9 protein-coding genes are annotated in these 11627 nt (G+C 52.7%); 1 reads left to right on the plus strand and 8 read right to left on the minus strand.

The annotated features are described in order from the left end of the window. The first annotated feature begins 127 nt into the window (after positions 1-127). The gene (locus QZ303_RS10125; RefSeq protein ID WP_295732379.1) at positions 128-2728 is read left to right on the plus strand and encodes an ATP-dependent Clp protease ATP-binding subunit; all 2601 of its coding nucleotides are present in this window, start codon (positions 128-130) and stop codon (positions 2726-2728) included. Positions 2729-2849: 121 nt separating this feature from the next. On the opposite strand, the gene QZ303_RS10130 is transcribed toward QZ303_RS10125, so the two are convergent. The 8 genes from QZ303_RS10130 to rho all read right to left on the minus strand — a co-directional run bounded on the left by QZ303_RS10130 (position 2850) and on the right by rho (position 11042). Next, a complete protein-coding gene (locus QZ303_RS10130; protein WP_295732381.1) occupies positions 2850-3047 on the minus strand; it encodes a hypothetical protein in 198 nt (65 codons plus the stop codon). After that, positions 3044-3676 carry a 3'-5' exonuclease gene (locus QZ303_RS10135; protein WP_295732383.1) on the minus strand — a complete coding sequence of 211 codons (633 nt, stop codon included), beginning with the start codon at positions 3674-3676 and terminating at the stop codon, positions 3044-3046. Before QZ303_RS10135 ends, QZ303_RS10130 begins: the two co-directional genes overlap by 4 nt. A 165-nt stretch (positions 3677-3841) precedes the next feature. Beyond that, complete coding sequence (gene bioD, locus QZ303_RS10140; protein ID WP_295732385.1) at positions 3842-4468, minus strand: dethiobiotin synthase; 627 nt, start codon at positions 4466-4468, stop codon at positions 3842-3844. Continuing rightward, complete coding sequence (locus QZ303_RS10145) at positions 4465-5850, minus strand: pimeloyl-ACP methyl esterase BioG family protein (RefSeq protein WP_295732387.1); 1386 nt, start codon at positions 5848-5850, stop codon at positions 4465-4467. The genes bioD and QZ303_RS10145 overlap by 4 nt, the downstream gene beginning before the upstream one ends. Further along, a complete protein-coding gene (locus QZ303_RS10150; protein WP_295732389.1) occupies positions 5847-6986 on the minus strand; it encodes an 8-amino-7-oxononanoate synthase in 1140 nt (379 codons plus the stop codon). Before QZ303_RS10150 ends, QZ303_RS10145 begins: the two co-directional genes overlap by 4 nt. After that, complete coding sequence (gene nadC / locus QZ303_RS10155) at positions 6986-7831, minus strand: carboxylating nicotinate-nucleotide diphosphorylase (protein WP_295732391.1); 846 nt, start codon at positions 7829-7831, stop codon at positions 6986-6988. Before nadC ends, QZ303_RS10150 begins: the two co-directional genes overlap by 1 nt. 123 nt (positions 7832-7954) lie before the next feature. Then, positions 7955-8851 (minus strand): ACP S-malonyltransferase, encoded by an 897-nt coding sequence (gene fabD, locus QZ303_RS10160; protein WP_295732393.1) that lies wholly within the window; start codon positions 8849-8851, stop codon positions 7955-7957. Positions 8852-8918: 67 nt separating this feature from the next. Beyond that, positions 8919-11042 carry a transcription termination factor Rho gene (gene rho / locus QZ303_RS10165; protein ID WP_295732396.1) on the minus strand — a complete coding sequence of 708 codons (2124 nt, stop codon included), beginning with the start codon at positions 11040-11042 and terminating at the stop codon, positions 8919-8921. Positions 11043-11627: the final 585 nt, after the last annotated feature.

Here is an 11627-nt window from a genome sequence, read left to right on the forward strand (position 1 = left end):
TCTATGCTTTAAAAAGTTTTGATGTTGTATAAAATTAAGATGCGTCAGCCGTGAATAATACGTGGCAGGTGGATTTCTGGCACAGTTATTGTTATTATATTTGCATAACTAACGAGAAAGGACATTTATGGATACCGTTTTTTCCAATGAACTCAAGCATGTGCTCGACCAGAGTCGTATGGAGGCAATCCGCCACAACAGTAAGATAGTGGGTCCGGAGCATATGCTTCTGGCGATTATGTCGCAGTCCGGAAGTCATGCGTTCCAGGCCATTCAGCAGCTGCTCGATGCCGACACCATGTATCAGCTCCGAGACACGCTCGATCGAAGTCTGTTTCAAGGCACCGAGAGCGTGAACGTGCTTACTGTCAGCGATCTGGCCAATCGCATAATAAAACTTAGCGTACTTGAGGCCAAGATGCTCAAAAGCGAAGTCGTAGACTCGGAGCATCTGTTGCTGGCTTTATTCCACAATAAGGAAGTTCAGGGTGTGGAGGCGTTTCGTGCGTTCATCGATGCGGGCGTCACCTATGAGGCTATATATAAACTCTTTGCCAATGTGGCCGATGCTCCGAGCATGGGGACATCATTTGGCGATGATGAGGATGATGACGATGACGACCTGCCTGATGCTCCCGGCAGCGGCAGTGCTGCGGGATCTTCGGCACAACCCGGCGCATCGTCGCATCGTACTGCGGCACGTCGCGGCAATGACACCCCGGTGCTCGACAAATTCGGCAACGATATGACACGCGCCGCCGAGGAGGGTAACCTTGATCCGGTGATCGGTCGTGATACGGAGATAGAGCGTCTGGCTCAGATACTGAGCCGCCGCAAGAAGAATAATCCGGTGCTCATCGGTGAACCCGGTGTCGGCAAGTCGGCGATAGTCGAGGGGCTGGCGCTCCGCATAGTACAGCGTAAGGTGTCGCGCATATTGTTTGACAAGCGTGTGATCTCGCTTGATATGGCTTCGATAGTCGCCGGTACGAAGTATCGCGGCCAGTTTGAGGAACGCATCAAGGGCATTCTCAACGAGCTTGCCAAGAACAAGGATGTCATACTGTTTATCGACGAGCTTCACACCATCGTCGGGGCTGGAAATGCCGCCGGTTCGATGGATGCAGCCAATCTGTTGAAGCCTGCGCTGGCACGTGGTGAGATACAGTGCATAGGCGCTACCACCCTCGATGAGTATCGAAAGAACATCGAGAAGGATGGTGCTCTTGAGCGACGTTTCCAGAAGGTGATGGTGGAGCCTACTTCCGCAGAGGAGACTCTTACTATTCTTAATAATATCAAGGACAAGTATGAGGATCACCACAACGTCACATATACGCCGGATGCTCTCGAAGCGTGCGTCAAGCTTACGGAACGTTATGTGAGCGACCGTAACTTCCCCGACAAGGCGATTGATGCAATGGACGAGGCCGGTTCGCGTGTCCACGTCACCAATATAGTGGTGCCTAAGGAGATAGAGCAGCTTGAGGAGCGAATTTCAGAAGCTAACGCTTCCAAGCTACAGGCCGCACAGAACCAGAATTTCGAGTCGGCGGCATCGTTCCGCGACAAGGAGCAGCATCTGAAGCAAGAGCTTGAGGAAGCCAAACGCAAGTGGGAGGCTTCGCTCAACTCTACCCGCGAGATTGTCGACGAGGAGAAGGTGGCCGAGGTTGTGGCCATGATGACCGGTGTGCCTGTGCAGCGAATAGCGCAGGCCGAGGGTATGCGCCTGCGCGAACTCGGTCCGAAGCTCAAGAATGCGATTATCGGGCAGGATCAGGCCATAGACAAGATTGTGAAGGCCATACAGCGCAATCGTGTGGGACTTAAGGATCCAAACAAGCCGATAGGCACTTTCATGTTCCTCGGTCCGACAGGTGTCGGCAAGACCCACCTCGCAAAGAAGCTCGCCGAGTATCTTTTCGACAGCGCCGATACCTTGATACGCGTGGATATGAGCGAATATATGGAGAAGTTTACCGTGAGCCGACTGGTCGGTGCTCCTCCGGGATATGTCGGCTATGAGGAGGGAGGACAGCTTACCGAAAAGGTGCGTCAGCACCCTTATTCCATAGTGCTTCTCGACGAGATCGAGAAGGCTCATCCCGACGTGTTCAACCTGCTGTTGCAGGTGCTCGATGAAGGACGTCTTACCGACAGCCTTGGCCGTCGTGTGGATTTCAAGAACACCATCATCATCATGACCTCCAATATCGGCAGCCGTCAGCTGAAAGATTTCGGCTCTGGCGTGGGATTCAATACTCGCAGCGTCGACAAGGATTATAATCACGGTGTGATTCAGAAGGCTCTCAACAAGGCGTTTTCTCCGGAATTCCTCAACCGTGTGGATGACATAGTGATGTTCGACCAGCTTGACCGTGATGCGATATTCAAGATCATCGACATAGAGCTTGCCGGATTCTACAAGAGGGTGGAGTCATTGGGATTCAAGCTGCATATATCTACTGCAGCCAAGGATTTCATAGCCAAGAAGGGGTATGATCCCCAGTATGGCGCCCGTCCGCTCAAGCGTGCCATCCAGAAATATCTGGAGGATGAGCTTGCCGAGATGATCATCAATGCTTCGGTGATTCCCGGAGCGGAGATATATGTCGACTATGATTCCGCAGGCGACAAGATTGTGACTGAGATACGTCGTCCGGATTCAGTGTCATCATCGGATGGAAATTCCTCGGTTCCTTCAGATGATTCACCTGTCGAATAACGTTACATAGTATTGCAATAAAATCAGATAATCCCGGTGCCTCACGTAGAGACATCGGGATTATTGTATATTAATTGGGGTAAGACGTACAGATGCGGGATAGAGATGGTATATCGCTTTATCATGAGCGGTCGCGACGTCGCCCGATGGTGCCTCCACGCTTCAGGAATATGTGCAGCAGTAATATGCAGATGAGGGTAGCGGCGATTATGCCGAAATAGAACAGATAGTTGCCTGCATAGAATTCTGCTCTGCCGATATAGCACATGACTGCGAGGTATATCAGCAACAAGAGCGGTAGCCAGGTCGATTTTTTCATGGTAGGTCGTTTCTGAGTATGTAGGGTGATTCCTGTGCGTTGAAAGTGCCGTCGGTGAGGGCATGATATATTTTAAGGCATGCCCATGCGTCTATTGCGGCATAAATCTGCTGAGGAGTGGTGAGAACCGGTGCTTCCCAGTTGCTCAACCGTTGGCTCTTTGAAATTCTTTCACCGAACACGATACCATAGATTTTCTGGAGACTGGAGTCATGTATGGCGTATCCTGAAACCATGTCCTGGAGGTCTATGAATCCGGCGGGGGTGAATTCCAGTCCCCTGTGCATTACATGAAAATCGTCTTTGAGCGATAATCCGATTTTCAATACTCCGGGATCCTGGAAGAAGTCACAAAGCTCTTTGGTTATGCCGAATTTGTTGATGCGGAACAGGTAGCAGCAGTCACCGGTAGAGATTTGCACAAGCGCCACGTTGTTGGGATGACCTTTGCGGAATGACGGCTTTGTTTCCGTGTCAAATCCTACGATAGGGCATCGCCTTATTGTGAACAACGCGCTGGCAGCCTGTTCGGGCGTGTTTACGACCACGATGTGACCGGGATATGCCACAACCGGCAGCTCTGCAAGTTGCTCTTTTGAAATGGATAATATTAAGGTGTTGACACTCATCTGTCTTTCACTTAAATCCCATGAACGGTGACGTCTTGGTTGGGATGCAATGAATATGCATCGTGACGTTTGTCTCCGTAAAGTTACGAATTAAAGTATTAGCGATGTTTATGCAATGGAGTTGTATAACATTTTTTAACTATAGATTGTAAAAATAGATGGTTTTTACATTATTATGTATGATGTGTCCGGGAAATTCGTTGCAAGATAGCGGCTGATGAAGCCTCGCGTGTCATCGGCGATAATCTTGTCTTTGTCGTAGAACGTGTTGTAAATCACAGCAAATAGCCTTATCCCTCTGCTTCTTATGGCTTCTAAGGAGAGTATGGTATGGTTTATGGAGCCGAGCACGCCGTTGGTGACGAGAATCATGGGAATATTGTTGTCGGCCACGTAGTCGATGGTGAAGAAATTATCGTTGATAGGAACCATAAGTCCTCCCGCGCCTTCGATGAGCACTATGTCATATCGTTCCGAAAGGGTGGTGGTAGCGGCTTTTATCTTTCCAAGATCGATATCCCGTCCGTCGATACGGGCAGCAAGCTGTGCCGACGCCGGATAGCTGAATATCTCCGGTGCGGTGGTATGGTCAAGATCCTCCGGGAGCATTCCTGTTCCCATGAGTCTGCGGTGTACTTCTATGTCCTCCGACCATGTTTCGTTGCCGGTCTGTATGAATTTCTGGGTTATGACCGAGAATCCTTTATCCATGAGCTGCTTGGCAAGGAGTCCTGTCATGTAGGTCTTGCCGGCATCAGTGTCTATGCCTGATATGAAGTATATACCTTTCATAGTTTTTCCGCAATAATATAGAGTGGGTGGTACGTGAGTGTGACACCGCTGTTGTCGTCGGTGTGGGGATAGTCGGAAATTATGCGTCTGAGCGGGACTGAAAGCCCGCGCATGCCGTTGACCCCTGTGGCCTTCAAATGGTGCAGCACGTCTTGGGGGGAGTCGAACCGTGTCACGATCTCCTCCTGAGAAGCAACGAGGATACGCATATCATCGGGAATCATTGCGCACAGCTCGTCAAGGGTAGGGTAGCGTAACGGCAGCCGTGTGACCTGTGCCAGTTCCCACATGTTGCGTTCGCCGAACGTGCTTATCACAAGTTGACCTCCTTTGGAGATGACGCGGGCGGCATTGGCGATGAATTCCGCAGGTGAGTTGAACCATTGCATGGCCGAAGAGCTTACCACGGCCTCCGCATATGCGTCGGGAAGCTGAGCTATCAGTTCTTCGGCATCTCCGGCAATGATCTCTCCGGCAACCGGGAGGGAAATGTCGGTTGGGCAGAGATCCCATAGAAGTAGCCGGTATGGTTTTAGTTCGGGGGCATACATGCGAGTCATCATACCGGTGCCGTAGCCGGCCTCGATTATCGACAGCGGCGTGCGTCCTGCCAGTTCTTTACGCCACATTTCCCACAGGCGTGTGGCTATGCGTTTCTGTGCCGTAGCGTGTGCGTCATATGTTGGTATGGCACGCCGGAATCTGGAGGCGACATATTTTTTGTCGATTATCTCCTGGTCGATTATCTCCTGCCATGCCGGGAGATGGCCGCCCGATGTCTCTCTTACACGGGCCATACCTTTCCATGCACGGCGCATGTTCTCAATGGGGAATATGCGGTCTGATTCGGCTATTATGGCCCTGTCCCATCGTATGCCGGGAGCATTTGACTTAACGGATGCCCGCTCGCCAAGTATGCGCAGCTCGTCGCGCAGTTCGTCGATGCCGCGTGAGGGGAGTGAGATGCAATAATCGTCGAATTCTTCGGGGGTGTGGCACATCCGACGGCGGAATTTGCGCAGGGTGGCGTCGGACAATCCGGCCAGAGTGCCTTGGAATATGGCCTTGGGTATGCCGGTCGAATCATCGACGGGGGAAAGACTGCCGTTTACGGCGATGCACAGTGCCGGATGCAGGTTCGGGTGGCGCTGTAGGGTGAGTTGGGCCATCATAACCCCCATCGACCATGCGAAGATATAGACGTGGCGGTAGTTTAGCAGCAGTGTGTGGTCAAATGTTTCGTCGCGGTAGTCCCATACTGCCATTATGTCGCATCCCGGATGGCACAACTGTTTTATAAATGCCGCATCTGTCCCCCATCCGAGGAATATTACGATTATATCGCGGTTGTCAGGCTCGTGATTTATGAGTTGTTGAATCATAGTGAATGGAGTGTGGCGGCTAATGCGTCGCGCACAAGTTGCAGGTCGGAGTCGGTGAGAGCGGCGCTTAAGCTGAATCGCAGCCGCTCGGTGCCGGGAGGAACTGTCGGAGTGCGTATGGGGAGCACCTTTACTCCGTGGTCGAGCATTCGTCGAGAAATCTCTACGGTGTGTGCGGCATCGCCTATTATGAGCGGCATTATATGGCTCGGCCTCACCGTGCCGGATGAGTAGGGCGTAAGCAATGCCGCCGTTTCCCGGGCAATTCGTTGCAGATGGGCACGCTCTTCATCCATATCGACAATCTTTTCAATCATGTAGCGGCTCCATCTGCATGTCATCGGCGGGATCGCTGTCGAGAAGATGAAGCTGCGTGCCCGGTTGACGAGATATTCGCGTATATCTCCATGCGTTATCACGAACGCTCCGGAGGATGCAGCCGCCTTGCCGAGAGTGCCTACGATTATGTCGACCTGCTCGTGGCGCGGGTTACTGCGTACCAGTCCCAGGCCGTGGTCGCCAAGTACGCCGAAAGCATGTGCCTCGTCCACATAGAGCATCACGTTGGGAAAGCGGTTCTTGAGATCGATGAGGGCATCAAGGTCGCATGTGTCGCCGTCCATGCTGTAGACGGACTCTACCACTACGAGTATGCGCTCATATTCGTCCGCATGCTTCCGGAGTATGCGCTCAAGACGTACGGTGTCATTGTGGGGAAAGCGTGCGAAGGGCGCGCGCGACAATACTATCCCGTCGATGATAGAGGCATGCACAAGTTTGTCGGCCACAATCATCGTGGCGCCGTCACCCGCAATGGCCGATACCGTGCCTGTGTTGGCATGGTATCCGCTGTTGAAGAGCAGCGCCTGCCGGCCATAGAGGTCGGAGAGCAGAGTTTCAAGCCTATAGAATTCGCTTTGTTCCGAAGCAAGCAGTCGCGAGGCCGAGGCCGTCAGGGGGGACTTTCTGTTTGACTCGCATGCGAGAAATTCCTCCTGAAGCTCCGGCCTGGCGGCAAGCCCGAGATAATCGTTGCTTGAGAGGTCAAGACACGCGTTGCCTGACTCCGGGACAGGAATCCGGCGAAGATTGCCGGAAAGCCGCAGAGTGTCGAGAGTTTCGCTAAACGTAGGCATCAGCAATGCTTGAAGCTCATGTCGAGTCCTTTTACGGAGTGTGTCAGGGCACCGACGGATATGAAATCGACTCCGCATTCTCCGTATTGACGAAGGGTGTCGAGCGTGATTCCTCCCGATGATTCCACTTCGGCGCGTCCATTGATAAGCTTTACTGCCTCTCTTGTGCGTTCGGGGGTAAAGTTGTCGAGCATGATGCGGTCCACTCCCGCTTCGAGGGCCTGAAGGATCTCTTCGGTGTTGCGCACCTCGACCTCGATCTTCAGATCCTTGCCTTTCTCTGCGAGGTACTTGCGTGCCGACGCTACAGCCTGTGGTATTCCTCCTGCGAAGTCCACATGGTTGTCCTTGATGAGAATCATGTCGAATAGACCTATACGGTGGTTTTCGCCGCCCCCGATTTTCACGGCCTGCTTTTCAAGGATACGCATGCCGGGGGTTGTCTTGCGGGTGTCGAGCACTTTTGTCTTTAATCCGGCGAGACGTTCCTGGTAGCGTGCGGTCATGGTGGCGATGCCGCTCATGCGTTGCATTATGTTGAGCATGACACGCTCGGTCTGGAGCAATGAACGTACAGGGCCTTCGACAATGAATGCGATGTCACCGGGCTTGACGTGTGCGCCGTCATGTATGTATACCGTCATCTTGAGTGACGGGTCGAATTTTTCGAATACTTTTCTCGCGATTTCCACTCCTGCGAGTATGCCTTCCTCTTTCACGAGTAGATGCTGGCGTCCGTTGGCATCGGCGGGTATGGTGCTGAGGGTAGTGTGGTCGCCGTCGCCTACATCCTCTGCAAAAGCCAGGGTAAGCAGGTCGTCGATGAGCTGGTCGGTAGTTTTCATATTGTGGTGTATGGTCCTGGATGATTCCTTGTTGATGGATTAACGGGACAAAAGAACCTGCGGGACATTCTGGACTGTCGCGTCAGGTTCTTTTGTCCCGATTGTTTTTCTGCCTATTCCGGATCAGAGTTTCTCGAAGCCGGAAATGGTAAGCTCGGTGCCTTTGCCGATTTTAGCCACGAGGCCCTGAAGTACTTTGCCGGGACCGAATTCGATGAATTCGTCGGCTCCGTCGGCAATCATGTTCTGTACGGTCTTTGTCCAACGTACCGGAGCGGTGAGCTGGGCGATGAGGTTGGCCTTGATTTCGGCGGGATCGGTATGGGGGAGGGCATCCACGTTCTGATATACGGGGCACTTTGGTGAGTGTACCGGAGTGTTCTCGATTGCCGCAGCAAGCTCGGCACGGGCGGGTTCCATGCAGGGGCTGTGGAACGCTCCACCGACCTTAAGCTTTAGCGCGCGTTTTGCGCCGGCTTCGGTGGCTTTAGCGCATGCTGTGTCTATGGCCTCGATTTCTCCGGAGATGACGAGCTGTCCGGGACAGTTGTAGTTGGCGCATACGACCACTCCGTCGACGCTCTCGCAGATTTCCTCTACCTTTTCGTCGGGAAGGGCGATGATGGCGGCCATGGTCGAGGGTTTAAGCTCGCATGCTTTCTGCATGGCCTGGGCGCGTGCGCTTACCAGACGCAGTCCGTCCTCGAAGCTGAGGGCGCCGGCAACGACAAGTGCGCAAAATTCACCGAGGGAGTGACCGGCTGCCATGTCGGGCTTGATGCCCGTGGTCTCTTCGATGACCTTGGCGATGATCACTGAATGGAGGAATATCGCAGGCTGTGTTACCTTGGTCTGGCGAAGATCTTCGTCTGTGCCTTCAAACATTATGTCGGTGATGCGGAATCCGAGGATTTCGTTGGCTTTTTCAAACATTGCGCGTGCCTCGGCATTGTTGTCGTATAGGTCTTTGCCCATACCGACGAACTGGGCGCCTTGGCCGGGAAATACAAATGCTTTCATAATTGGATTGATTGGTTATAATATGTATTATTGTAGTTTCATCAGTGGGGACAGCGGCATTTCGCGGTCATGCATTCATGCTGCGGAGCAGTTCGTCGTTGTCGCGTGTCTTTTCCATCTGGTCGCGCATGAACTCCATTGCCTCGATCGACGTGCGGTCGCTGAGGTAACGGCGCAGGATCCATATGCGCTGAAGGGTCTCCTGGCGCTGCAGTAGGTCATCGCGACGTGTGCTTGACGCCATGATGTCGACGGCGGGGAATATGCGTTTGTTGGAGAGCTTGCGGTCGAGCTGCAGCTCCATGTTGCCTGTTCCTTTGAACTCCTCGAATATGACTTCGTCCATCTTGGAACTTGTTTCGGTCAAAGCCGTGGCGATGATGGTGAGCGAGCCGCCACCTTCGATGTTACGCGCGGCACCGAAGAACCGTTTCGGCTTCTGCAAGGCATTCGCGTCGACACCTCCGGAGAGGATTTTTCCGGATGCGGGCGATACTGTGTTGTAGGCGCGTGCGAGGCGTGTGATGGAATCGAGGAGTATTACCACGTCGTGGCCGCATTCGACAAGACGTTTTGCTTTTTCAAGGACGATGCCCGCAATCTTCACGTGGCGGTCTGCGGGTTCGTCGAATGTCGATGCGATGACCTCGGCGTTGACGCTGCGGCTCATGTCGGTTACCTCCTCCGGACGCTCGTCGATGAGGAGAATCATTATGTAGGTCTCGGGATGGTTTTCAGCTATGGCGTTGGCGATATCTTTCAGCAGGATGGTCTTACCGGTCTTTGGGGGCGCCACGATAAGTCCTCGTTGCCCCTTGCCGATTGGTGAGAACATGTCGACCACGCGTGTGGATATGTTGCTCGAACGTCCGCCGGTGAGGTCGAATTTCTCGTCGGGGAAGAGCGGGGTGAGATGCTCGAAAGGTACACGGTCGCGGATAAACTCGGGTGTACGTCCGTTGACGTCGCGGACTTCTCCGAGCGGGAAGTATTTTTCGTTTTCTTTCGGCGGACGAATCCAGCCCTCTACCACGTCGCCGGTCTTTAGTCCGTATTGTTTGATCTGCTGCTGCGTGACGTAGATGTCGTCGGGGGAAGGCAGATAGTTGTAGTCGCTTGAGCGGAGGAATCCGTAGCCTTCCGGCGTTATTTCGAGAACGCCGGAGGCGAGGAGCAACCCTTCGAAATCGTATCGGGGCTGTTGCGGTTCGGGCACGAAATCCCGGTTATTATTATTGTTGTTGCGGTTGCGTTTGTTTTTCTTGCCGAGCTGCTGTTGCTGTTTTTGTGTGGCCATGTTCTGTGCGGGTTCCTGGATGACTATGGGTGCAGACGCCACTGCGGCGGCTGCCTCCTCCTTTTCGCGTTGTGAACGAGGCACGAATTTGCGCTCGGTGCGGAAGAATGATCCGAATGAAGTGTCTTTGGAGGGTCGGAAATCACGTTTCTTCGGTTGCTGTTCTGCCGCTTGCGTCTGTTCATCCGGTTGGATCCTGTCGTTATTTGATTCGTCTGATGAAACGGCTGCTTCCGTTGTGGCAGAATTGTCAATAGCAGGAGCAGGCAACAGTATCTGCTCTTTTGTCACATCCGCCGGGGCCGGGAGCGCAATCTCGGCCGTCTCATTATCAGTAGGCTGCTCTGACTGCTGGTCTACAGGTTTTGACGGATGGTCTGTTTCCGGCAGTTGCTTTATGGCCTGTAGCTCGACTCTGGCTTTTTCCGCAGCCGCCTCTGCGGCAAGCTGTGCCTTGGAAGGACGGCCAGGTTTACGGCGCGGTGGTTGTGGGATTTCCTGCGAGGTTTCGTCTGTTGCCTCCGAGGTGGATGTCTGCTGTTGGAGAGATTTATCCTTTTTGCCTTGGCGCGTGGGATCGTTTTTTGCCTTTTTGCCTTTTTCGGGCTGATTCGATGTGTTTCCTGTTGTGGAGTCGGCAGCTATGTCCTGTGGTGCGTTTCCGTCATCGGCTGTTTTCTGCTGACGCGTTTTCTTTTGCCGTGGCTGGCGTGCTTTTTTATTATTAGGGTTGTTCGTAGCCGAGTTTGTGGCTGCAACGTCGGCTTGTTGGTCGAGAATCTTGTAGACAAGATCCTCTTTATTTTCGGCGTTGAATTTCTTTATGCCTAAGCTGTCGGCTATATCGGCCAGTTGTTGAGACGACATTGCGTCGAGTTCGTCGTATTTGTACATATTGCCTTGTTTGGAATGGGCTTTGAGAGGTTTAATATCAAAAATGGAATTCCGGCCACGTGGTGTGTCGTCAAGCATCATTAATACGGGAATACCGCAGATGAAATGCAACACTCCGTTGAAGATTGTCCGGTGGTGGATTGTGGTTGTAGCCGGAATGGAGTCGATTTCTTGAATCTGTTTCTTTATCCAGCGCGTTTTGAAGTCGGGCGTGAATTTGTGAAATCAATTGTCAGGCCTGATGTATTGCGCATGATGCATACTTCTTGCCATCATCTGATGGGGCTGTGAAGAGGCTTTGTCGCTGAACACTGACTTTGGCCATAGGTTTGCGTGTGAGATTTCTATCTATGCCGTATGTCGGTCGAAACCGCTGCAAAGGTAGTGATTTCTCTCGAATTAACAAATTTAATAAACGAAAGTTCGCATTGGATAAACGAAAGTGTCCGCGCAGGGATGCAATTCTGCGGCAGTAGTGGTGTTTTTTATGCAACGAGTCCGAAAACTTGCGTTTCCGGACTCGTCATTGAAGTGGCGGGAGCAGGACTCGAACCTGCGACCTTTGGGTTATGAGCCCAACGAGCT

The organism is uncultured Muribaculum sp. (genome assembly GCF_910583865.1).
Lineage (GTDB): Bacteria > Bacteroidota > Bacteroidia > Bacteroidales > Muribaculaceae > Muribaculum.